This is a genomic window from Rhizobium sp. IBUN (assembly GCF_000510625.1).
Lineage (GTDB): Bacteria > Pseudomonadota > Alphaproteobacteria > Rhizobiales > Rhizobiaceae > Rhizobium > Rhizobium altiplani.
Genome location: NZ_AZNV01000005.1, coordinates 139,134 through 162,563 on the forward strand (window position 1 = coordinate 139,134; position 23,430 = coordinate 162,563).

The window sequence follows — 23,430 nt, forward strand, 5'->3', positions numbered from 1 at the left end:
CGGGGCCAGCCTAATGTTCCAGTACGATCTCGTTGTTGTGGGCAGCGGCCCGGCAGGCCGCCGCGGCGCAATCCAGGCAGCCAAGCTTGGCAAGAAGGTCCTGGTCATCGAGCAAGGCAAGCGCGTCGGCGGTGTTTCGGTGCACACCGGCACCATCCCCTCCAAGACGCTGCGCGAAACGGCGCTCAATCTGTCCGGATGGCGTGAGCGCGGCTTCTATGGCCGATCCTATCGCGTGAAGGAAGAGATCAGCGCGGATGACCTTCGGCGCCGCCTGCTGATCACACTTGATCACGAAGTCGAAGTGCTGGAACACCAGTTCGCCCGAAACCGGGTGCAGCACATCAGGGGCAAGGCAAGCTTTCTCGACCCGTCGACACTCGAGGTCGTCAAGGATGATGGGGAAGTGGTCAAGGTCACGGGAGCGAGCATCCTGCTTGCGGTCGGCACGAAACCGTTCCGTCCGGACGACATCCCATTCGATAACAAGACGGTGCTCGACAGTGACGAACTGCTCGACATCGACGAGCTGCCGCGCTCGATGGTCGTGATCGGCGCGGGCGTCATCGGCATCGAATACGCGACGATCTTCAGCGCATTGGATACCGCGGTGACCGTGATCGATCCGAAGGCGACGATGCTCGATTTCATCGACCGGGAAATCGTCGAGGACTTCACCTACCAACTGCGCGATCGCAACATGAAGATCTTGCTCGGCACCAAGGCCGACAAGGTGACGCGTCTCGACAATGGCAAGGTTGAACTGAAGCTCGGCAATGGTCGCCGCCTGGTGACAGACATGGTCCTGTTCGCCGCCGGGCGCATGGGCGCGACCGACACGCTCAACCTGGACGCGGCCGGGCTCGAAGCTGATAGCCGCGGTCGCCTCAAGGTCAATCCGGAGACCTTCCAGACGTCCGTACCAAACATCTATGCCGCGGGCGATGTCGTCGGCTTTCCGAGCCTGGCATCCACCTCGATGGAGCAGGGCCGCATTGCTGCGCGCGTTGCTATCGGCGCGGTCGCGAAGGAGCCGCCAAAGTACTTTCCCTACGGCATCTATGCCGTGCCTGAGATCTCCACCTGCGGCCTGACCGAGGAAGAGATGAAGGAGCGCGGTATCCCCTATGAATGCGGCATCGCGCGTTTCCGCGAGACTTCGCGTGGCCACATCATGGGCCTCGATACTGGGCTTCTGAAACTCATCTTCTCTCTGAAGACGCGCCGGCTGCTTGGCGTGCACATCGTCGGCGAAGGAGCGACCGAGTTGGTTCACATCGGCCAGGCAGTCTTGAACCTCAAGGGCACCGTCGAGTACTTCGTCGAAAACACCTTCAACTACCCGACCCTCGCAGAAGCCTACAAGATCGCAGGCCTCGACGCGTGGAACCGCATGGGCGACATCAAGTCGGAGCTTTAATCCCTCCGACTAAAGGCAACCGATTGGAATTTGATAATTTCTTGAACGAAAACAGATACCTACGCGCCGTCCAAAATCCATTTCAACTGACTTATTTGTGTCGAATAGCATCGGTAAAAGCTTTGCTTGTATAATCCACCGTGTCTGGTAGCGTCCATTTTCGGGGATTCCTCTTACCAGCGAGTGACCGTGCAAGATCTTCCAAAGACTGCCGAACGGACCTTTCAGCTCATCCTCATCAAGCCGTCGCACTATGACGATGACGGCTATGTAATCCGGTGGTGGCGGGCGATGATCCCGTCGAATTCCTTGGCTGCGATCTATGGAATCGCTGTCGACTGCGCCGAACGCAAGGTATTGGGGCCCGATGTCGGGATCGAGATTACGGTCATCGACGAGACCAACACCCGGGTCAACATTCCCGCACTTCTCAAGCGGCTTGAACAGCACGACAATTTCGGGATGATCGCCCTGGTTGGTGTGCAGTCGAACCAATATCCGCGGGCGCTCGACATTGCCCGGCCCTTCCGCGCTGCCGGAATTCCGGTTTCGATGGGCGGTTTTCACGTGTCGGGATGCCTGGCCATGCTCGACGGCAAGGCGGTCGGCCTCGACGCCTGTCGCGAGATGGGCATCTCGATGTTTGCTGGAGAGGCAGAAGGCCGGTTGGACCGCGTTCTACAGGACGCCGCCGCCGGCAAGCTTGAGCCGCTCTACAATTTCATGAACGACCTGCCCAGCATCGAAGGTGCCGCCGTCCCATTTCTGCCGAAAACCAATGTCGCGCAGACGCTCGGCCTCAGCACGAGTTTTGACGCCGGCCGTGGCTGCCCCTATCAGTGCTCCTTCTGCACCATCATCAACGTGCAGGGCCGCAAGTCGCGTTTCCGCTCGGCCGACGATGTCGAAAAGCTGGTGCGAATGAACTGGGCGCAAGGCATCCATAAGTTCTTCATCACCGACGACAATTTCGCACGCAACAGGGATTGGGAAGCAATCTTCGACCGCCTGATCGAACTCAGGGAGAAGGACGGCATTCCGCTCGGATTGATGATCCAGGTGGACACCCTCTGCCACAAGATCCCGAACTTCATCGAAAAGTCAAAGCGTGCCGGCGTCACCCGCGTCTTCATCGGGCTTGAGAACGTAAACCCGGACAACCTCACGGCGGCCAAGAAGAACCAGAACAAGATCACCGAATACCGGAAGATGCTGCTTGCCTGGAAGGCACAGGGCATCATGACTCTCGCCGGTTACATTCTCGGCTTCCCCGCGGACACGCCGGAGACGATCCGCCGCGACATCGCGATCATCCAGCACGAACTGCCTCTTGATGTCATTGAATTCTTCGTGCTGACACCACTGCCGGGCTCGGAAGACCACCAGACCTTGTGGAAGAAAGGCGTCGAGATGGACGCCGATCTCAATATTTACGACGTGGAGCACGTCTGCACCGCGCATCCGAAGATGAGCAAGCAGGAATGGGAGGGCATCTACCAGGAGGCCTGGTCGCTCTACTATTCGCCGGAGCACATGAAGACGCTGCTGCGCCGGGCCGTTGCCACGGGCGTGCCGCTCGCCAGCCTCGTGAAGGTCCTTGTGTCGTTCGCCACAACTGTACCGTTGGAGAACGTGCATCCATTGCAGAGCGGCCTTCTACGTCTCAAGCATCCCTCCGAACGGCGGCCCGATATGCCGCGCGAAAGCGCTGTAACCTTCTGGCCGCGTTTCGTCTGGGAGACGGTCACCAAACACCTGTCGCTAGGTGCGACCATTGCCAAGCTTGCAATCAGCGCCTTCTTCATCGCACGAGACAAAGCGTCCAAAGCCTATATGGACCAGGCACTGACACCGGTCGGTGACCATGAGGATGAGACGCTTGAACTCTTCACGAAGACAGCGGGCGGGCGGGCTGCTGTGTCCCACATTCACAAGGTTGCGGAATTGACCCACGCCCACAAGGCCCGACCGGCAGTCTGAGGTCGACCGCCGCCGCCAACGCAAGAACGGGCCGGTTAAATTTGTGCCGTAGAGATCGCCGCTATATTGAGTAGTGACGCAGCTTGAAGTGTGTCGAGAAATTCCACGCACTCAACCAGCTTGCCGTTCTCGAAGGTCATCTTGTCCATGATTTCGGTATCGAACTTGGTCGTACTATGACGCATCTGGCCGACGCGATGAACCGGTGCAACATTTCCGTCGACACGGATGTCGAGTTCCAGCGCCGTCATGTCCCATGTGTCAATGAACTGCCGCATCGTCGCGCGGAGTGCAGCGCTGCCGACAACGGGGTTGGTGAGCGACGCCAGATACTGGCTGCCGGCTGCCCGGAAAACGCAATTGTCCCAAGGAATGACATAAGCGCATCAAGGTCCCCCCGATGCCGCGCCTCGAAAATCCGCCTTGTCAGGTCTGCGCCGGAAGCCATCGTCAATCCTTCCCCTGCCAACAACGCTTAGATTGCATCATATCATTTCAAAATGCAACCATACCGTGCGACCTGGACGGACGACAGCCTAAAAGCAGGCACGCGACCTGGAAAGAAAAAGCCCCGCACAAGGCGGGGCTTTCGTAAATTTCAACTGGCCGAAGATTACTCGGCGCCTTCCTCGGAAGCCTTCTTCTTCGGAGCGGCTTTCTTCTTCGGAGCAGCTTCTTCGCCTTCAGCAGCTTCTGCCTTTGCAGCAGCCTTCTTCTTAGGAGCGGCCTTCTTGGCTTCCTTCTCGGACGCTTCGCCTTCTTCGTCGGCGAGCAGTTCTTCCTTGGTTACCTTCTTGTCCGTGACGTCGATTTCGGTCAGCAGATGGTCGATGACCTTTTCTTCGAAGATCGGAGCGCGGATCGAGGCTGCTGCACCCGGCTGGCTGCGGAAAAAGTCAAGGATCTGCTTTTCCTGGCCCGGATACTGGCGCAGCTGCTCGTAGATAGCGCGCTGCATTTCGTCTTCGCTTACTTCGACGCCGGCCTTTTCGCCGATTTCAGAGAGAACGAGGCCGAGGCGAACGCGACGCTCAGCGAGCTTTTTGTACTCTTCCCGTGCCTTCTCTTCCGTCGTGTCTTCGTCTTCGAAGGTCTTGCCGGACTGAGCGAGATCGTTGGCGACCTGGTTCCAGATGCCGTTGTACTCGGCGTCGACGAGCGAGGCCGGGGTCTCGAACTTGTACATTTCGTCGAGCTGGTCGAGGATCTGACGCTTGACCTTCTGGCGGGTCATCGAGCCGTACTGCGACTCGATCTGGCCGCGGACGATTTCCTTCAGACGGTCAGCCGATTCAAGGCCGAGCTTCTTGGCCAACTCGTCGTTGATTTCAACGTCGGCCGGAGCAGCAACGTCCTTGACCGACACGTCGAAGGTGGCTTCCTGGCCAGCGAGGTTCTTGGCCGGGTAGTCAGCCGGGAAGGTAACGGTGATGGTCTTCTCGTCACCAGCCTTGGTGCCGACCAGCTGGTCTTCAAAGCCCGGGATGAACCGGCCGGAGCCGAGAACGAGTTCGGCGCCCTGGTCGGTGCCGCCCTCGAAGGCAACGCCGTCGACCTTGCCGACGTAGTCCATCGTGATGCGGTCGCCGTTGGCGGCCTTGCCCTTCTTGGTTTCGTACGAACGGGCGCTTTCAGCGACCTTCAGAACCTGTTCGTTGACTTCCTCTTCGGAGATGTCGACGACTTCGCGCGTGATCTTGATGCCCTTGTTGGACTTCAGTTCGATCGGCGGCAGAACTTCGTAGGACAGCGTGAACTCGAAGTCCTTCTGAGCGGCGAGGATCTGTTCGGCCTCGTCCTTGTCTTCCGTCATCGCGATTTCCGGCTGCGTCGCGGACTTTTCGCCGCGTTCGGCCAAGATGGCGGTCGGCTGCTCGCGGACGATCTCGTTGACGAGGTCGGCCATAATGGACTTGCCGTAAACCTTCTTGAGGTGAGCGGCCGGAACCTTGCCCGGACGGAAGCCGTTGATGCGGACCTTGTCCTTCACGTCGGCAAGACGCTCATTCATCTTGACTTCCATGTCCTTGGCCGGGATTACGACCTTGATTTCGCGCTTCAGCCCTTCAGCGAGCGTTTCGATAACCTGCATGTCTTCCTACCTCATTTCGTGGCGGCCGTGCCCAGACGCCGTTCGTTTCGATGAGCACGACGCCGGAAAGTTGCCGAGCGTGGCTTGTTCTCAATTCTTATTCATTCCGCCCCTGGCGGAACGGCGCCTTGCTGCCGGGTAATCGAGGAACACCGGTTCCGGTCCCCCCGCCTGCAAGCCAGCTTTTGGTGCGGGTAGAGAGACTTGAACTCCCACGCCTTGCGGCACCAGAACCTAAATCTGGCGTGTCTACCAATTTCACCATACCCGCGTTCTCAAAAACCGCATGCATATGCCTGCACATGAGGCCTTCCGGAGCGCGGCGTCTCTATAACACCCGATTTGGGAGAGGCAAAGGAAAAATGAAGGGCAAATGACAGTGATTTCGCCCGCGCTCGCAGGCTTCCACACCATTCGGCGTCAACTTAATAAAGAGGCTCGTCGTAGGCGGGCTTCCCGTCGACGAGCAGGCTGCGTATCTGTGGCGTTCCATCCGAGGCCACGCGAACGGCAATGGAGACGTCACCGCCCTGGCGCGCCTGCTCCAAGGCCGTGCCTTGGCCTTCCGGAACGTAGTAGCGTTCGATGCCATACTCGACGCGGATGTGGTCGGCGGAATTGGGGCCATAACTATAGAAAGGCCTGCTATGCAGAACCACGGTGCCCGGTTGCTCGGCCAAGCGTTCGAACGATGCTTCGACAATGCCCCAGAATCCGCCATCGCCAGGCTTCAGCCGCACCCAAAGGCTCTTCTTGCCCTGGTCCTGCGGTACACCGCCAACAATCGATGCTACCGGGACCGAGGAGATCTCGTAGTTCAGCACGACATAGTCACCGCGCAGAAAGTCGCGCGGATCGACGGGCGCGGTCTTCAGCAGAGCGTCGGTACCGCTGCGCAGAATCGACGCACGGCTCTCGATCACATAGCCAAGAACGGCGGTCTGCAGCGCCGCTACGATGATTGCAGCGACGATGTAGCGGCTGCCTGAACCTTGCGGCGAGAAAATGCTCATACGCTTGCCTCCGGAGTTGTGAGGGCAAATCGCCGCTCGAGGCGAATGACGAGCCACGCGACGGCCGCAACGAAGAGCCCCGAGAACAGGAAGAGGCTCGATGTCCCGAGAATCGACCCGACGGTCACCGACGCAAGGTAGAGCATCTCAGCGGCAAAGGCGGCGTAGGCCAGATAGCGCACCGCACCGTTGTTTCGTCCCTGGAGCGCAATGGCAACAACTGCGGCGCCCAGCGTCACCAGCGCCAATGTCACGAACTGCCAGCCATGCTCCAGTTCAATATGGAGCAGAAGGAGACCGATGATGGCGACGAGGAAAGTGTAAAAGGCAGGAGCCGATCCGGCAGTCCTGAGAAGCGCGGAACGTCGTGCTACCGGCAGGCTGACGAGAACAAAGGCGAGCATGCCGCCGACAGCATAGGCGAGCGCGAGCCAGAAATTCTCGTTCACCGCATAGAGCCAGGTAAGCCAGCCGACAAGCAGCAGATACGCGAGATGGCGCGCGCGATCCGCGCCGGTGAGGCGGACGAGACCAATGACAACAGCTGCCATGAGCGGCACAATCCAGGGATCGAGGCCGACCCAGCGCGTATCGTAGGTATCGAGATAGGCCGCGAAGCTGCCCCAAGACAGAAAGCCTGCCACCGCGGCGACGACGCCGGAGCGAAACAGCACCGCCGAAACCACTGCCATGCCAAACCACAGGTACATGACCGTCAGTTGGTCTCCCGACAAATGATACATCTGCCCGATCAGCGAAATCGCTCCACCGAAGGCCAATGTCCCGATCACCAGCAGTCCGCCTGCTGCACCGGTGGCGCCGCGCCTGAGCATGACCGCCGCGCCGAGATGCACGACCCAGATGATTGCAAGAATGACGGCGACGCGCACAAGACGCGGGATGGCTTCCCAATTCGAAGCGACAACCAGCAGGATCGCCGCCCCTAGCAGGATTGCCGCGAGGATCATCAGCACGTTGCCAAGGCTGAAGCTTGCCGGGCGCGCGTCATATTCCTCCAAGAGCGCTCCTGCAGTTGCCTCCGGCAAGAGCCCCTTTTCCACCCAAAGCGAGAGGTCTCGCTCCAATCGACCGCGATACATGCCCTACTCCGCCAAACGCGCGATTACGCGCTTCCTCTCTTTGCTTTATAGCCGTTGATCGAGCACGGGGAAATATTCCCATACGAAATCCTCATTGGGCGAATTTGGGGTGCTTTTTAACCGATCCATAACGGCAGGTTGCTAATATACACTCCATACTCGCAAGCCATGCGATTTCTGCATGGGCAGCATGATTATATTGCACTGCAAAATACCAGTAAGACGATTTATGTTACTAGTCAGAAGGCAAGGGGACGGCGCCCTGCCCCGGGTTACCGGAAAAGCCTGCGAAGATGATCTTCGTAACGAAATTCGGAGCAGCGCACTCCTCCTCCCAGCGCCCTCCGATAGACTGACGACACTCCTCCTCCCAGTTGTCAGTCACCCTAACGACGCCCACCGGATCCTCCCCCGGTGGGCGTTTGGTTTTCGACAATATCGCAGCGTGGTTTTCCAATGCCTGTTGGACAGCGGTGGCGGATGTGCCTCCCGCAGGTCGCGCCGGTCTAATGGCCTGGCAGCAGGCTCATCGGAGGCAGCAACGACCCCGCAGCCGCTGACCGCCGAACCAAATTTCGCTGCGACCTCCTTGTCGCAGCTGCATATGCCAACCGGCGGCCACTCGCCTCGCAAGGAGAAAAGGTAACGCGGGCCGGCATACGCCAACCATTCTGCCTAATGATTAACCACATGGGAGCGAAATCACGGCGACTAGCGCTTGAGACTTGCGCTAAATGCATAGGTGATCTGAAATCTTGTCTCTGTTACGACTTCGCAGCGCAACATATATTGCAGTCATCAAATAGAGGTCAGCGCCGATCGGCGGCAGCTGGCAGATCGCAAGCCCTAGGAAAGGGGACCAAAATGAACTTCTCTCGCTCTTTCAACAACTGGCGCAAGTATCGTCAGACTGTTTCCGAACTCGGCCGCATGACCAACCGCGAATTGCACGACCTCGGTATCGACCGCTCTGACATCCATCGTGTTGCTCGCGAGGCTTCTGCCCGCTAATCCAAGCGATTTGCTATCCTCCCAAGCAAGATCGCCTTGATAAAACGCCCGCTGCCCCTGGCAACGGGCGTTTTCTTTTGCCTGGCTACCAGCTTCCGCGATAGTTGCAGTCAATTCCCCGTCCCTTTTGGCGTGGCTCAGAAAACAATCGTTGCATTCGGAATGAGCATCACATGCACAATTGCATAGCAGATGCCGCTTCTTTGCACTGCACAATATGACAGAGAAGACTTATATGAACGTCAACGATGAGACGGCGATGGGGCCGCTCTGACGATCATTCTGAGGAAAAGAACATGAACCCGATCCGCATTGCAAAGAACTGGATGAGCTATCGCCGCACGCTCAGTGAACTTGGCAGCCTCTCCAACCAGGCGCTCGCCGACATCGGCGTTACCCGCTACGACATCCGCAATATCGCTTCCCGCTCGTTCCGCTAATAGCGGCGAGCGTGAAGCTTCCAAGACGGCGCCTTTGGCGCCGTTTTTGATTCTGAGCCCCTTCACGGCGAGCGCGCCCGCCACGGGCATGGCAGTTAATACCACACTTCCATCATCCTTTAGGATGGACTCATATTAGCCATTGTGAAAGTATCCGGCATTACCCAAGGGAGACATGCGTAATGTGCCGATATAATCTTCGCATGGAGGACGGACTCTGGACCGTTGTCGATGCCACGACACAACGGCCGGCGGAGTTGAACAACGTGCAGATGGCTCGGATGACGTGGCGCGAAGCATGCGACATGGTCGATATCCTGAACAACCTCGATCGTATAAGCTCCCTGTCCGAATGCTACGAAGCCTCGGCCAAGGCCATTGCATAAATGCCGCCTTTGCGGCACAGCGTATCGGGCTGATATCTACCTCGACATCGGTCTGCCTCTAGAGGCCGAGCGCCTTTATCTTCTGAACAGCAAAGTCCACGAAAGCACGTGTCTTGGCTGAGACGTGCCTGCCCTCTACGTGGACCACGTGGATCGGCAGTGGCTCTTCCTCGTACTGATCGAGCACCGTCCTCAACCGACCGGCAGCAAGATGCTCCGCCACCTGATAGGACAAGGTCCGCGTCAGGCCCCACCCCGTCAACGCCGCGGAGATCGATGCATCGACGGTGTTGCAGTACATGCGCGGGTGAAGCTTGACGGGCGTATGGTTGGGCGCGAAGTGCCAGTCCAACGGCGCCGATGATCCCGTATTGACGATGGTCACGTGCCGGGTGAGATCCGCCGGCGTTACCGGCTCGCCATGACGCGCGAAATAGGCCGGCGCGCCGCAGACAACGCGGCGCACGCTGCCGACTTTGTTCGCCTGCTGGTCCGAGTCCTGCAGGTGGCCGATACGAATGGCGACGTCGATGCCCTCCTCCACGAGATTGACCATCCTATCGAAGAACAGGACGCGCCCGGTGACCGCCGGGTGCGTGCTGAGAAACGCGGTCAAGATCGGGACGACATGGATCTGACCGAACAATACCGGCGCAGTGATGCTGAGGATTCCGGATGCCGTTGAATGGGATCCACCGGCAGAGGCTTCCGCCTCGTCGATATCACTGAGAATCCTTCGGCAGTCGTCAGCATATCGGCTGCCTGATGGCGTCAGCTTCACCGAGCGCGTTGAGCGCACGAACAGCCTAGCACCTGTAGTTTCCTCCAGATAGGCGACTGCGCGCGTAACGGCCGGAGCGCTCATGTGAAGTTGGCGTGCAGCCTGCGCAAAGCTCGCCGTCTCGGCGACCTTGACCAAAACCCTCATACATTGAAGCCGATCCATAGGATATCCCGCAATATTCCACAAATTGAAATAGTGACTTTCGTATTATCGCAATTCAGCGCGCAGCAGGAAACAATTATTGTCTGTTCACCTCAATCGGAGATCAGATCGATGAAGCTGTACTCGCATCCTCTATCGGGCCATGCCCATCGCGCCCGCCTCTTTCTGTCGCTTATCGGCGTCGATGCCGAAATCGTGGAGGTCGACCTAGCGGCGGGAGAACACAAGAGCCCCGATTTCCTGGCGCTCAACCCATTCGGGCAGCTGCCGGTGCTTCAGGACGGCGACACCGTCGTCAGCGACTCCAACGCCATTCTTGTCTATGTCGCCAAGACGTATGCGCCGGAGGGATGGCTGCCGGAGGAGCCGGCAGCGGCGGCTGCGGTTCAGCGGTGGCTGTCGGTCGCGGCGGGCGAGATCGCCTATGGTCCATGCGCGGCCCGTCTTGTGACATTATTCGGCGCGAAATTCGATACTGAAGAAGTGATCGCGAGAGCTCATCGCATTCTTGGCCTTGTCGATGCCCAACTGACCGGTCGTGAATGGATCGCCTCAACGAGACCGACGATCGCCGACATCGCCCTCTACAGCTACATCGCCCGGGCGCCTGAGGGGAACGTCGACCGGTCTGCCTACCGTAGCGTAACGACCTGGCTCGAGCGCATAGAAGCTCTTCCCGGCTTTCAGCCTTTCCAGAAATCACCCGTCGGCATTGTCGAGGCCGCTTAAGGCGCCGCATCGCGCCGCACCCGACCAAAAGCCGTGAAGGAGCCAGTTATGCCCACCGAGGCACAGAGCACCACCTCCTCTCCCTGGCATGCCGGAGAGATCGCACTGCAGGAGAAGGTCGGCGTCGCGAAGCGAATGGACGAAGTGGGCCGCCGCGTGCTGCGAGATCACCTGATCGATCAGCATCGGCAGTTCTACCCGCAGCTGCCCTTCATCGTTCTTGGGACGGTAGATGAAGACGGCAACGCATGGGCGACACTCCGTGCCAATCGTCCGGGCTTCCTTCAGAGCCCGGACCTCCACACACTGAGTGTCGACCTTCCGAGTGAGCTGCTCGACCCGGCCGGCGCGGGAATGGACGACGGCAAGGCCATTGCCATGTTGGGTATCGAGCTCCACACGCGCCGTCGCAACCGGCTGAATGGCACTATCCATCGAACCGGGCAGGACGGCTTCGATGTGCGTGTTGGGCAGGCCTACGGCAACTGCCCGCAATATATCCAGCTGCGCGATTTCGAGTTTGCACGGGATCCAATGCAGCCCTCCGGGTACGACCCGGTCAGTTTTGGCAATCTGGAGGGTCGGCCTGCCGAAATGATCGCCAAGGCGGATACATTCTTCGTCGCCTCGTATGTCGACCGCGACCATGAAGGGCGCCAAATCGATGTTTCGCATCGTGGCGGCCGGCCCGGCTTTGTCCGGATTGGCGAGGACAGTGTTCTGACGATCCCGGACTTTGCCGGCAATCTCTTCTTCAACACGCTCGGCAACATTCTTGCCAATCCGCGGGCGGGGTTGGTCTTCGCGGATTTCGAGAGCGGCGACCTGCTGCAGTTATCGGGCAGCGCCGAGGTCATTCTGGAATCGCCTGAGATAGCGGCGTTCCAGGGGGCGGAGCGGCTGTGGCGCTTTCGCCCGACACAGATCGTCTACCGGCAGGAAGCGTTGCCGCTGCGATGGCGATCGCGCGCCAACGGTCCATCTCCCAACTCCCTGATGACCGGGAGTTGGGATGAGGCTGCCGCGCGGCTTCAGGCGATTGCCCTCGCCAAGAGCTGGCGGCCCTTCGGCGTCACCCGGATCGTCGAAGAGAGCGCCAGCGTGCGCTCGTTCTATCTCGAACCGATAGACGAAGGCGGGATCATTCCGCATGTCTCCGGCCAGCACCTGCCGATCCGCATCAAGCTCGAGGGATCGGATGTGCCGGCGGTGCGCACCTATACGATCTCCTCGGCCCCCTCCGACAGTATCTATCGCATCAGCGTCAAGCGCGAAGGGCTTGTCTCGGCGCATCTTCACGATGCCATCCGGCAAGGAGACATCATCGAGACACGCGCCCCGACAGGCGCGTTCACGATTGACCCCGGCGAGAGACGCCCTGCCGTCTTGCTGGCGGCAGGCATCGGGATCACCCCCCTGCTCGCGATGCTGCGGCATGTCGTCTACGAGGGGCTGCGAACCAGGCGGATACGACCGACCTGGCTGATCTATTCAGCGCACAACGCGTCGGAACGTGCATTCAATGCCGAGCTGCAGGCACTCGCCGCAGTGTCCGGCGGCGTCGTCAAGCTGGTCCGGTTGCTCAGCGATACTTCTGATACGGTCGCTGGTGAAGACTATGACAAGCAGGGGCGCGTCGACATGACCCTGCTCAGCAGCGTGTTGCCGTTCAACGACTACGACTTTTATCTGTGCGGTCCAGCCGGCTTCATGCAGTCGGTCTATGATGGCCTGCGTGGATTGAATATCTCTGATAGCCGCATCAATGCCGAAGCGTTTGGACCCGCGTCTCTCCAGCGATCGGGAGATGCGCTCCCGCGATCGCCCGCGCGCGCCGCCGCTGAAGAACCGCAGCCGGTCTATTTCATGCGCTCCGGTAAGGAAGCACGCTGGGAGCCAGGATCGGGCACGTTGCTCGAGCTTGCCGAAGCGCGCGGCTTGGCGCCCGAGTTCAGCTGTCGCCTTGGCAATTGCGGAAGTTGCAGGACGAAAATCCTGTCAGGCTCCGTTGCATACACGAAGGAGCCGACCGCCGACGCCGCCGATGACGAAGCGCTGATTTGCTGCGCCGTGCCGGCGGCGAGCGACACGGGCGCTCGGCTGAAGCTGGATATTTGACGGCATCGGTGCCGGCATCGATCAGTCGCCAATTCTTCGGTTTCCTGCGCCGGCCCAGCGTGGTAATCAGCCGCGCATGAACAAGACCTTTTCCCATTCTCCCATCCATGTGGTCGGCGGCGGGCTCGCCGGCTCCGAGGCAGCCTGGCAGATCGCAAATGCCGGCGTGCCGGTTATTCTGCACGAGATGCGCGGTGTGCGTGGCACCGACGCCCACAAGACCGACGGCTTGGCCGAGCTCGTGTGCTCCAACTCCTTCCGCTCTGACGACGCGACCAGCAACGCGGTTGGCGTTATCCATGCCGAAATGCGCATGGCGGGATCGCTGATCATGGCGTGCGCCGACAAGCATCAGGTCCCCGCCGGTGGCGCGCTGGCCGTCGACCGCGACGGTTTCTCGGACGCCGTTACCAAAGCGATCCAAGAGCACCCGTTGATCACGGTCGTTCGTGAAGAAGTAACCGGCTTGCCACCGACAGAATGGGATCTCGCCATCGTTGCCACCGGCCCGTTGACGGCACCTTCCCTTGCAAGCGCCATCCAGGCCGAGACGGGCGCGGACGCGCTGGCCTTCTTCGATGCAATCGCGCCGATCGTTCATCGGGACAGCATCGATATGGATATCTGCTGGTACCAGTCGCGCTATGACAAGGTCGGTCCGGGTGGCACCGGCAAGGATTACATCAACTGCCCGATGACCGAAGAGCAGTACAACGCTTTCGTCGATGCCCTGATTGCCGGCGATACTGTCGGATTCAAGGAGTGGGAAGGAACGCCTTACTTCGACGGCTGTCTTCCGATCGAGGTGATGGCAGAGCGCGGCCGCGAGACGCTGCGGCACGGCCCGATGAAGCCGATGGGCCTGACCAATGCGCACAACCCGACGGTCAAGGCCTATGCCGTCGTTCAGTTGCGCCAGGACAATGCGCTCGGCACGCTCTACAACATGGTCGGCTTCCAGACGAAGTTGAAATACGGGGCCCAGGCCGAGATCTTCCGCATGATCCCGGGGCTTCAGAACGCCGAATTCGCTCGCCTCGGCGGCCTTCACCGTAATACCTACATCAATTCGCCGACGCTGCTCGACCCGTCGCTCACGCTCAAGTCCCGCCCGGGCCTGCGCTTTGCCGGGCAGATTACTGGCTGCGAAGGCTATGTCGAAAGCGCCAGCGTCGGCCTCATGGCTGGCCGGTTCGCCGCTGCCGAGCGAAAGGGAGAAGGAGTATCCCTGCCGCCGGCAACGACGGCGCTCGGCTCGCTGCTCGGCCACATCACGGGCGGACACATCGTCAACGACGAGGAGCCGGGCAAGCGGTCGTTTCAGCCGATGAACATCAATTTCGGCCTGTTCCCCGAGCTGGAGCCCGGCTCGATTGTCAAACCCGAAGGCGTGAAGCGTTTCCGCGGCAAGGACAAGACGATCATGAAGCGGCAGCTGATCGCCAAGCGGGCGCTTGCGGATTGTGCCACCTGGCTCGGACAGGACGTCAAGCTCGCGGAGAGTGCGTAATCGAGCCGGGAGCCTACCGATCTAGCCATCGACAGGCGTCTCGTCGCTGTCGAAATTCTGTGTGGTGAGACCTCCTCGGGGGCGTGACATGGCAGCATTGTTTCAAGGCACGTCCATGCCGGACAGGGATTGGTGGTCTGCGCTGTGGCCTGATCCCCAAGGGCTGCTTCAACAGATTGGCATCCGGCGGGGCATGAGCGTTCTCGACCTTTGCTGCGGCGACGGTTACTTCACCGGCCCGCTCGCAGCACTGGTCGACGGACGGTTGGCGGCGCTCGATCTCGATCCCGCCATGATCGAGCTGGCAAAGGCCGAAGTTGAGCGCAGCGGCGCGTCAGTTCGCCAGTGGATTTGCGCGGACGCCACGTCGGCGCTGGCGAAACACCTTGACGAACCGGTCGATTTTGTCTTGATCGCCAATACCTTCCACGGCGTTCCTGACCAAATAGGTCTCGCATGTTCCGTAAGGGAAGTTCTGAAACCGGACGGCCTGTTCTGCATCGTCAACTGGCACCCGGCTCCGCGAGAGGAAACGGTGGTCCTAGGCAAGCCCCGGGGACCGCGAACCGAGATGCGCATGTCGCCCGAAGCGGTTCGTACCGTTGTTGAGACTGCTGGCTTTTTCATGCAGCGGGTCGTCGATCTGCCGCCCTATCACTACGCGGCCGTGTTCGAGGTGGCCTGACAACACCGCGAGATCGCGCGGGTTTGAATCGGCGGACACGGAACCGACCCGTATGAGCAAAAGACGCAGCAATCGCCGTGCTTCGCCTTAAGCGTCGCGCCGCAGCCCTGGCATTCGTGGAACCAAACGCAGGCATCGACCGGCATCGTTTCCACTGATCGGTGCCCGCAGATCGGACAGGTCAGAATCGATTGCCGCTGCACCATTTTATCGCTTGCCATAGGGCGCTCGCTAATGCGCGATCGGTCCGTCCGCCTTCTTCCAGGCGTCGATGCCGCCTTGAATATGAAAGGCCAGCGGAAGACCGGCGTCATGCGCTGCCTGCACGGCCATTGCCGATCGTTCGCCGAACGCGCAATAGAAAAGCAGCCTCTTGCGGGTTGAAGTTGCCAGCTCATGCAGCGTACCGCCAGCGCCTATGCTTTCCTCGAGCGAGGGATAGGGGACGTGAAGAGAGCCCGGGATCGTGCCGTTTCGCTGCCGTTCGGCATTCTCGCGCAGGTCGACCAAGGCGACGTCGCCGAGGCCGACGACGCCCAGCGCTTGCTGCGCCGTCAGCGCCCAGCCATGGCGCATTACGTTGTCCTGGTTCATCCCGACCTTCATGTTAGCCGGAACGGCTACGTCCATCATCTTCGGATTGGCCAGTTTCAGATTGTTCATCAGATCGGCATATTCATCGGCGGATTTTACCTGCAGGCGTGGATTGAAGGCCTTTTCCTCGCCGATGGTCGAGACCGTATCGCCCTTGTAGTCGTGTGCAGGGAAGACCATCGTCGATTCCGGAAGCTTCAGCAGTCGGCCAAAGATCGACTCGTATTGCGCCCGGGGATCTCCATTCTGGAAATCGGTGCGGCCGGTGCCGCGAATGAGCAGGGTGTCGCCGGTAAAAACGCGGTCGGGCAAAACGAAACTGTAGGAATCGTCGGTGTGTCCCGGCGTATAAATCACATCGAGGGCGAGTCCCTCGATGGTCAGCTTCTCATTGTCCGACAGACGCATCGAAACGACGTCGGCCTTTGTTTGCTCTCCCATCACGGTAATACAATGGGTCTTGTCGCGCAGCGCGCCAAGACCTGTGATGTGGTCGGCATGGAGATGGGTATCTACGGCCTTCACGAGCTTCAGATCGAGCTCGTGAATGAGCTGAAGATAGCGATCAACCCTTTCCAACACCGGATCGATGATCAGCGCCTCGCCGCCGTTCCGGCTTGCCAGCAAATAGGAATAGGTGCTCGACACCGGATCGAACAGCTGCCGGAAGATCATCCCCACCTCCTTCGTGGCGGCTTGCTTTGCGATTGCCTATCCGTGCGGTTGCGGCACGATCCTGATATAGGGCTTCGGTGCTCGCCAACCTTGCGGGTATTGCTTCTTTGCGTCGTCGTCGGAGACTGAACCGGCGATGATCACGTCCTCGCCGTTCTTCCAGTTCACTGGCGTTGCGACCTTGTGCTTTGCAGTAAGCTGCAGGGAATCGATGACCCGCAGCACCTCATCAAAGTTGCGCCCCGTGGTCATCGGATAGACCATGACCAGTTTGATCTTCTTGTCAGGCCCTATCACGAAGACGTTGCGGACGGTCTGATTGTCGGCTGGAGTGCGCTCGGTCGGATCGCCGGATACGAGCGCGGGCAGCATGTTGTAACGCTTCGATACCGCGTAATCGACGTCCGCGATCATCGGATAGTTTGGACGATAGCCCTGCGTTTCCTCGATGTCTATCATCCAGCTGGTGTGGCGTTCGAGCGGATCAACGGAAAGACCGATAATCTTCACACCGCGCTTGTCGAATTCGGGTTTGATCCGCGCCATGTAGCCGAGTTCGGTCGTGCATACGGGGGTAAAGTCCTTCGGATGCGAAAACAGCACTGCCCAGGAGTTGCCGATCCACTGGTGAAAACTGATCACGCCTTCGGTCGTCTGAGCTTCGAAATCCGGAGCGGTATCATTGATTGCAAGCATCACGCACCTCCATCGCGTTTGTGAATACAAACTCAAACTAATGCCGGATAGCGTAAATCTTGCGCCTATTTCGGACCGTAGGCAACGGCAAAACGGCCGCGGCGACGCGTCGCGCGGGCCGCGCCGACGAGGATGATTGTAAATGCGGGACGGCCGCAGCGAAGGGATATCCCGGTTCGCCAGGACCTTTGCTACTGGCCGTTTGCGACCGTGGGATTGTGCGACGGCAATGCCTTGTCAGGCTCGGCCACGTAGTTGCCGAGCAGCCAAAGTGCGACCTCCGACGCCACCCTGGCGGACGCGAATTCAAAGGTGCCGCTGTAATGTGGTGCGTCGAGGAACTCTATGTTGAGGCCTCGCCCGGTTTCGGAGCTGAGCACACGCACCCTTCCCGGCTCAAGAACATGGCACGAATAGTGCCGCTGCATATTCCGCATGATGCCGGCCTTGTTGTCATGCAAACGCACGAACACCGCCTGCCCATCGGCAGTCGCCTGCAACTGGCGGATTGCTTCGTTGGGGAAAGCCCGGTTGAACTCGATGATCGCGAGCCCGGTATCGTGCAGGCCATCTTCCTTGTTCTGCGCCGCCATGCGCGTCGAAATGAAGGCGATGAAGACGACGATCGCGAATATAACGCACCAGACGATTATGCTCACATCCCTCTCCGATCAAATCGACAACGGCGTCTTTATAACGCACGAGCCTTGCGCGAGTTTAAACAGGGTCAGATTTTCTTGCGCATCAGCGCAAGCAGCATGCCGGCCTGGCGCCGAAACTGCGATCGCTGGATCTGCCGATCGAACAGTCCCGCGCCTACCTTCTGGGCGTTGGAAAGAATCGGCTCCGCCATGGTGACAGGCAAAAAGGCGGGAAACACCGACTGCGGTATTGCGACACGTCTCGCCTTGGCAAGATGGTCGCGTCCAAGTCCCGCAAAGGCTTCGATCGCGGCAGAGATTCGCGGCTTGTCCTCGCCGGCGAGAAACGCATCACGATCGAGCCCGGTAGCGGACAGGATTTCAAGGGGAAGGTAGAGCTGGCCGCGGTGGCGATGCAACGGCATCAGGAGCAGAAGACCGGCGATGGCCTGCGCAACGCCCGCATGCCCAGCAGCCTCGGCAGATGCGGTGGCCGCCTCCGGCGCAAGCACGAGACTTGCCAGTTGGATCAGCGCAGACGCCGTCTCGCCGGCATACCCCTCAAGTGAGACCCGCGTCTCCATCGGATCGTCGTAGAGATCGAAGATGCGGGCATCGATCATGTTGACGAGGGTCTGCGATGGCAGGCGGTGGGTTTCAATCGACGACAACAAGGCGGCGGCAATCGGGTTTGCCTGGGTGGAGCCGTGCGCGCTGCCCTCCAGCAGATCGCGCCAGTACTGCATGCGAACCTCCCCTGGAAGGGGATCGTGCACCAGATCGCGAATGCGCGCGAGCTCGGCGTTGAAAGCGTAGAGAGCTGCCAGAGCGCCCCGCCTTACTTCCGGCGCCAGCAGGCAAGCCAGATAGCGGTCGCGGTCGTTGTCACGCAGCATCGCCAGGCAAATGTCCTGGTTCGTCAAAGACTGCTCCGCCATTGTCAAACCGCGATCAGTGCCGCGGCGACAGCGCGGGATTCCATGAGCATGATATTGAAGGTGCGGACGGCCGCGCCTGTGTTCATGGGATCCGAGGAAATACCTGCAGCCTTGAGCGCGGCCTTCAGATCAGGCGGGATCGGACGCATGTCGTCTCCCGTCCCGATCAGCAGAACCTCGATCCCGGCTGCTTCATCGAGCACCTTTTGAAAATTCTTGATCGACAGAGACTTCGACATGTCCATGTCCCAGCCATAGATGCCGGACGGCAGGCAAAGGATCGACCCGCGATGAGACATGTCAGCGAAACGGAAGCCGCCATTGCCGTAGGTATCGATGGGCGCACGTCCAGGAAAATGCGCCTCGCGGATTTCTATGCCTCTTGCCATATTCTCACACTGCCGGATTGCCGGGGTTCGTATCCGGCTCGGCCACTTTCTTGTTCTGATCGTTGTCAATCGCGTCAGGGCGGAGCTTGAAGGCTATCAGCACGGGCGCGGCTATATAGATGGAGGAAAAGGTGCCAATGGCAACGCCGAACAGCATCACAAAGGCGAACGGGCGGATCACGTCGCCACCGAAAAGGCAGAGCGCCAGGAGCGCCAGCAACGTCGTTGCCGCCGTCAAAACGGTGCGCGACAGCGTCTGGTTGATGGAAGCATCGATCAGGATCGGCATAGGCATCTTGCGATAGCGCTTCAGATTCTCGCGCATCCTGTCGTAGACGACGACTGTATCGTTGAGCGAATAGCCGACGATCGTCAGGAGGGCCGCAACGCTTGTGAGATTGAATTCCATGCCGGTCAGTACGAAAAGGCCTAGCGTCAGGATGATATCGTGGAGCGTCGCGATAATCGCGCCGATCGCGAATTGCCATTCGAAGCGGAGCCAGATGTAAAGCAGGATGATAGCGAGCGAACCGAGTATGCCCAACGTCGCGGCCCTGGTCAGTTCGCCTGATACGGCGGGGCCGACAACCTCGACACGCCGGATCTCATAGTCGTCGCTCAATTCATCACGCAGCAACGTCATGGCAGACTGTTCGGCATTCTCGCCGCCGCCTTGCGCCTGGATGCGGACCAATGCCGTCGACGGGTCCGAAAGGCGGCGAGCCTCAATGGCCCCGATGTTCAGATCACCGAGGCGAGCGCGGATATCATCACGATCGGCAGCTCCTTGCTTCGCCTTGACTTCCACCAGCGACCCGCCCGCAAAGTCGACACCAAGATTTGCACCGACTGTCGCGAAGCCGACCATGGCGAGAATGGAAAGCACGGCCGACACCGTGAAGGTGTAGCGCCTGATGCCCATGAAACGGATGTTCGCGCGGTCGAAAATGCCCGTCTGAACATCCCTTGGCAGATGCCGCGGGTGCTTGCGATGCAGCCAGGTAACGACAATCCAGCGCGTCAGCGTGAAGGTAGTGAAGACCGTCGTCAGGATTCCCGCGGCCAGCGTCACTGCAAAACCGCGGACGGTATCGCTGCCGAGATAATAGAGAATGACGGCCGCAATGACGATCGTGACGTTGGCATCAAGGATCGTCATAAATGCCCGGGAGAAGCCGTTGTCGATCGCATCCGCGAAGGAGTGACCGGCTTTCGCCTCCTCGCGAATGCGCTCGTAGACAAGCACATTGGCGTCGACGGCCATGCCGATGATCAAGACGATACCTGCGAGGCCGGGCAGCGTGAGTGTCGCGCCGATCACGCTCAGCACAGCAAGAATCAAAAGCAGATTCAGGACCAGCGAAATGCCGGCAATGATGCCCAGCTTGCGATAGAAGGCAAACATCAATCCGGTGACAAGGATCGCAGCGACGAAGCCGGCGATCAGACCGGCGCGCTTTGATTCAGCCCCGAGGATGGGGCTGACGGTGCGCTCCTCTACGGTCGTCAACGTCGCCGGCAGAGCGCCGCTTCGCAAGATCAGCGCAAGATCGCGGGCTCCGTCCTCACTGAAGCTGACCGGCACCTTCCCGGTGCCGTCCAGGATCGGCGCATTGATCAGAGGCGCCGCCATGACCTGATCATCGAAAAGTATGGCAAGGTGCCGACCGATGTTCTGGCGAGTCTTCTGCGCGAGGCGTTCGGTCCCTTCAGCATCCAGCTTGTAACTGATTGCGACTGAATCCGTGTTCGCATCGGCGACGGCCTGAACGTCAACGAGATTGTTGCCCGTCACGAAATCAGTGCGGTCCACGAGATAGGGAACGGGCGGATCGTCGAGCGAGTAGAGAACCTCTGACGTCGCGGGCCAGCGACCGGCAAGGGCCTCCTGCCCCGACATGCTTTCATCGATCAGCCGGACGGAGAGCTGGGCCGGCTCGCTCAGAATATTCTTCAGGCGCTCGACGTCGACCGAGCCCAGTGCCTTGACGTCGATACGATCGCGCCCGTCTCCGCGGACTGAAAAACTGCTAATCCCAATGCCGGCGATGCGACGCTCCACAACCTCGACGGACTGCGTCCGAGCGGCCGCGATACCTTGGTCGATGCTAGCGTTCGAAATTCGTAGCGTAAGCTGTCCGTCATTGCCCTTCTGCAGGGAAACATTCTGAACCGAGCCACCGAACCAGCCACTTTTCGTGCTCACGGTCAGCGCGCTCAACGCATTGACGGCAGCATCCACCTGGCTGGCAGCGGTAATCTTGACGGTGATCTCCTGATCGTTGCCGGTCAGGCCAGTGTAGCGAATATTGGCTTCGCGCAACTTACCGCGCACATCCGCGACTGTGCGTTCGAGCTGGTGCTTTACGATATCAGCGCGTTCTATCTGGAAAAGCAGATGGGAACCGCCCTGCACATCGGGGCCAGGAACAATGTGGCTATGAGCCAGCCATAGGGGCAGCCTCGAACGCTGCCCTTCAGACAACAGATTTGGGGCCGCGAGTATCACGGCCACCACCACCAAAACCCAGATCAGGACGGCCTTCAAGCGGGAAAAACGGTGCATTTTCTCTCGACTATTTCCGACCCGGCCTAATCCGGTTCACATCTTGGTTTGCAATACTATGCTGCGTCCGCCTTGACTGGCTCACCCTTGACGCGAACTTCCGAAATGCCGGTGCGGACGATGCGAACGCGAACGCCGTCTGCAATCTCCACTTCGAGTTCTTTGTCGTCAACAACCTTGGTGACCTTGCCGACGAGGCCACCGCCGGTCACAACCTGATCGCCACGGCGGATCGCCTTCAGCGTTTCTTCCCGCTTTTTGGCCTGGGCGCGCTGCGGACGGATCAGCAGGAAATACCATACAACCATCAACGGCACGAAAAGAATGATCATTTCGAAGCCGGAACCGAACGGCGACGCCGCGGTATCGGTGGCAGCCTGGGCAAATGCCGGGGTGATGAACATGCTAAACTCCTCAAACTTTCCGGAGGCGGAACTCCGCCTTTCTCGGGTGGCCGGACTATAATTGCGGTCTTTGCGAATGCAACAGAAACAGCTGGAAACCGTACCGATTCCGCTGCCTCATAACCTTTCCGCTCGTAAAAGGCCATGCTACGCCGCAGGCAAAAGACACAGTACACTGGTTGCAAGCAGAATTCAGGAGGAAGGCCCATGGCCGGAGACGTCAACAACGCCATTCTGACGGAGCTGCGCCGGCTCACAGATGCGATCGATCGGTTGGCGGGGCCGCCGCCCGCATTGAACGACTGGAACGCGGCCGACTGCTTCGTCTGGTCCCCTGCCCGTCAGCATCTTCAGCCGGTTGCACGGCCGAACCGCGTGGCGCTGAAGCTCATCCGCGGTGTCGACCACGTGCGCGATATCCTGCACGAGAATACGGTGCGCTTCGCCGAAGGCTTTCCGGCCAACAACGTTCTTCTCTGGGGTGCGCGCGGCATGGGGAAGTCGTCGCTGGTCAAGGCTGTTCACGAGGATGTGCGGCGCGAGAGCGGCGTGTCGCTAAAGCTGGTGGAAGTGCATCGCGAGGATATTGCGAGCCTCCCGACGCTGCTCGATCTTCTCAAGGACACGCCGCACCGTGTCATCGTCTTCTGCGACGACCTTTCGTTCGACCATGATGACACGGCCTACAAATCGCTCAAGGCAGCCCTTGATGGCGGCGTGGAAGGTCGACCGGACAACGTCCTGTTCTATGCGACCTCGAACCGGCGCCACCTGCTTCCGCGCCACATGATGGAGAACGAGCAGTCGACGGCGATCAATCCTTCGGAGGCGGTCGAGGAAAAGGTTTCGCTGTCCGACCGGTTCGGCCTTTGGCTGGGTTTTCACAAATGCAGCCAGGACGACTATCTAACGATGATCGACGGCTATGCCGACCACTTCAGGCTGCCAATCGATCGCGAGAAGATGCATGCGGAGGCGCTAGAATGGGCCACGACGCGTGGCGCACGTTCGGGCCGTGTTGCCTGGCAGTACATTCAGGATCTCGCCGGTCGGATGCGCATCGCACTCGACCGTGCATAATGACAAAAGCCCGGCTT

Annotated in this window: 23 protein-coding genes and 1 tRNA gene; 10 read left to right on the top strand and 14 right to left on the bottom strand. The window is 59.7% G+C overall.

The window, feature by feature from the left end:
* Positions 1-13 precede the first annotated feature (13 nt).
* Complete coding sequence (gene sthA, locus RHIBUN_RS0107440; RefSeq protein WP_025659064.1) at positions 14-1,420, top strand: Si-specific NAD(P)(+) transhydrogenase; 1,407 nt, start codon at positions 14-16, stop codon at positions 1,418-1,420.
* 189 nt (positions 1,421-1,609) lie between these two features.
* The gene (locus tag RHIBUN_RS0107445; RefSeq protein WP_025659065.1) at positions 1,610-3,400 is read left to right on the top strand and encodes a radical SAM protein; all 1,791 of its coding nucleotides are present in this window, start codon (positions 1,610-1,612) and stop codon (positions 3,398-3,400) included.
* 35 nt (positions 3,401-3,435) lie between these two features.
* On the opposite strand, the gene RHIBUN_RS37205 is transcribed toward RHIBUN_RS0107445, so the two are convergent.
* From RHIBUN_RS37205 to RHIBUN_RS0107470, 5 genes are all read right to left on the bottom strand, one after another.
* The gene (locus RHIBUN_RS37205) at positions 3,436-3,678 is read right to left on the bottom strand and encodes a hypothetical protein (protein WP_245271639.1); all 243 of its coding nucleotides are present in this window, start codon (positions 3,676-3,678) and stop codon (positions 3,436-3,438) included.
* 335 nt (positions 3,679-4,013) lie between these two features.
* Complete coding sequence (gene tig, locus RHIBUN_RS0107455; RefSeq protein ID WP_025659066.1) at positions 4,014-5,492, bottom strand: trigger factor; 1,479 nt, start codon at positions 5,490-5,492, stop codon at positions 4,014-4,016.
* A 186-nt stretch (positions 5,493-5,678) separates the two neighbouring features.
* Positions 5,679-5,763: transfer RNA gene (locus tag RHIBUN_RS0107460), tRNA-Leu, on the bottom strand.
* A 154-nt stretch (positions 5,764-5,917) separates the two neighbouring features.
* Positions 5,918-6,505: a GDYXXLXY domain-containing protein gene (locus RHIBUN_RS0107465; protein ID WP_025659067.1), complete on the bottom strand. Its 588-nt coding sequence runs from the start codon at positions 6,503-6,505 to the stop codon at positions 5,918-5,920.
* Positions 6,502-7,605: a DUF2157 domain-containing protein gene (locus tag RHIBUN_RS0107470; RefSeq protein WP_025659068.1), complete on the bottom strand. Its 1,104-nt coding sequence runs from the start codon at positions 7,603-7,605 to the stop codon at positions 6,502-6,504. The genes RHIBUN_RS0107465 and RHIBUN_RS0107470 overlap by 4 nt, the downstream gene beginning before the upstream one ends.
* Before the next feature lie 864 nt (positions 7,606-8,469).
* Between RHIBUN_RS0107470 and RHIBUN_RS35170 the strand changes: the two genes are divergently transcribed.
* From RHIBUN_RS35170 to RHIBUN_RS0107490, 3 genes are all read left to right on the top strand, one after another.
* The gene (locus tag RHIBUN_RS35170) at positions 8,470-8,616 is read left to right on the top strand and encodes a DUF1127 domain-containing protein (RefSeq protein WP_018859364.1); all 147 of its coding nucleotides are present in this window, start codon (positions 8,470-8,472) and stop codon (positions 8,614-8,616) included.
* Between the two features lie 296 nt (positions 8,617-8,912).
* The gene (locus RHIBUN_RS35175) at positions 8,913-9,056 is read left to right on the top strand and encodes a DUF1127 domain-containing protein (RefSeq protein ID WP_018859365.1); all 144 of its coding nucleotides are present in this window, start codon (positions 8,913-8,915) and stop codon (positions 9,054-9,056) included.
* A gap of 182 nt (positions 9,057-9,238) precedes the next feature.
* Positions 9,239-9,442 (top strand): hypothetical protein, encoded by a 204-nt coding sequence (locus RHIBUN_RS0107490; protein WP_025659069.1) that lies wholly within the window; start codon positions 9,239-9,241, stop codon positions 9,440-9,442.
* A 58-nt stretch (positions 9,443-9,500) separates the two neighbouring features.
* Here RHIBUN_RS0107490 and RHIBUN_RS0107495 read toward each other — a convergent pair whose 3' ends face one another.
* A complete protein-coding gene (locus RHIBUN_RS0107495; RefSeq protein ID WP_025659070.1) occupies positions 9,501-10,388 on the bottom strand; it encodes a LysR family transcriptional regulator in 888 nt (295 codons plus the stop codon).
* Between the two features lie 111 nt (positions 10,389-10,499).
* On the opposite strand from RHIBUN_RS0107495, the gene RHIBUN_RS0107500 reads away from it, so the two are divergent.
* The 4 genes from RHIBUN_RS0107500 (at position 10,500) to RHIBUN_RS0107515 (ending at position 15,430) form a co-directional block, all read left to right on the top strand.
* On the top strand, positions 10,500-11,117 hold the full coding sequence (locus RHIBUN_RS0107500; RefSeq protein WP_025659071.1) for a glutathione S-transferase: 618 nt from the start codon (positions 10,500-10,502) through the stop codon (positions 11,115-11,117).
* 48 nt (positions 11,118-11,165) lie between these two features.
* Positions 11,166-13,235, top strand: coding sequence for a pyridoxamine 5'-phosphate oxidase family protein (locus RHIBUN_RS0107505; RefSeq protein ID WP_025659072.1), 2,070 nt, complete (start codon positions 11,166-11,168; stop codon positions 13,233-13,235).
* Between the two features lie 76 nt (positions 13,236-13,311).
* A complete protein-coding gene (gene trmFO / locus RHIBUN_RS0107510; protein WP_025659073.1) occupies positions 13,312-14,745 on the top strand; it encodes a methylenetetrahydrofolate--tRNA-(uracil(54)-C(5))-methyltransferase (FADH(2)-oxidizing) TrmFO in 1,434 nt (477 codons plus the stop codon).
* A gap of 88 nt (positions 14,746-14,833) precedes the next feature.
* Positions 14,834-15,430 (top strand): class I SAM-dependent methyltransferase, encoded by a 597-nt coding sequence (locus RHIBUN_RS0107515; protein WP_025659074.1) that lies wholly within the window; start codon positions 14,834-14,836, stop codon positions 15,428-15,430.
* Here RHIBUN_RS0107515 and RHIBUN_RS37210 read toward each other — a convergent pair.
* The 8 genes from RHIBUN_RS37210 to yajC all read right to left on the bottom strand — a co-directional run bounded on the left by RHIBUN_RS37210 (position 15,403) and on the right by yajC (position 22,333).
* Entirely contained in the window at positions 15,403-15,636 is a 234-nt protein-coding gene (locus RHIBUN_RS37210; protein WP_082728492.1) for a GDCCVxC domain-containing (seleno)protein, read from the bottom strand. The two genes, RHIBUN_RS0107515 and RHIBUN_RS37210, sit on opposite strands and share 28 nt — an antisense overlap.
* 25 nt (positions 15,637-15,661) lie before the next feature.
* The gene (locus tag RHIBUN_RS0107520; protein WP_025659075.1) at positions 15,662-16,699 is read right to left on the bottom strand and encodes an MBL fold metallo-hydrolase; all 1,038 of its coding nucleotides are present in this window, start codon (positions 16,697-16,699) and stop codon (positions 15,662-15,664) included.
* Positions 16,700-16,735: 36 nt separating this feature from the next.
* Complete coding sequence (locus tag RHIBUN_RS0107525) at positions 16,736-17,395, bottom strand: peroxiredoxin (protein ID WP_018859373.1); 660 nt, start codon at positions 17,393-17,395, stop codon at positions 16,736-16,738.
* Positions 17,396-17,586: 191 nt separating this feature from the next.
* Positions 17,587-18,054, bottom strand: coding sequence for a hypothetical protein (locus RHIBUN_RS0107530; protein ID WP_025659077.1), 468 nt, complete (start codon positions 18,052-18,054; stop codon positions 17,587-17,589).
* Between the two features lie 68 nt (positions 18,055-18,122).
* Positions 18,123-18,974, bottom strand: coding sequence for a phytoene/squalene synthase family protein (locus RHIBUN_RS0107535; RefSeq protein WP_025659078.1), 852 nt, complete (start codon positions 18,972-18,974; stop codon positions 18,123-18,125).
* 2 nt (positions 18,975-18,976) lie between these two features.
* Positions 18,977-19,363: an Mth938-like domain-containing protein gene (locus RHIBUN_RS0107540; protein ID WP_025659079.1), complete on the bottom strand. Its 387-nt coding sequence runs from the start codon at positions 19,361-19,363 to the stop codon at positions 18,977-18,979.
* A gap of 4 nt (positions 19,364-19,367) precedes the next feature.
* Entirely contained in the window at positions 19,368-21,929 is a 2,562-nt protein-coding gene (secDF, locus tag RHIBUN_RS0107545; protein WP_025659080.1) for a protein translocase subunit SecDF, read from the bottom strand.
* A 56-nt stretch (positions 21,930-21,985) separates the two neighbouring features.
* Complete coding sequence (gene yajC, locus RHIBUN_RS0107550; protein WP_018859378.1) at positions 21,986-22,333, bottom strand: preprotein translocase subunit YajC; 348 nt, start codon at positions 22,331-22,333, stop codon at positions 21,986-21,988.
* 207 nt (positions 22,334-22,540) lie between these two features.
* Between yajC and RHIBUN_RS0107555 the strand changes: the two genes are divergently transcribed.
* Positions 22,541-23,413, top strand: coding sequence for an ATP-binding protein (locus tag RHIBUN_RS0107555; RefSeq protein WP_025659081.1), 873 nt, complete (start codon positions 22,541-22,543; stop codon positions 23,411-23,413).
* Positions 23,414-23,430 lie beyond the last annotated feature (17 nt).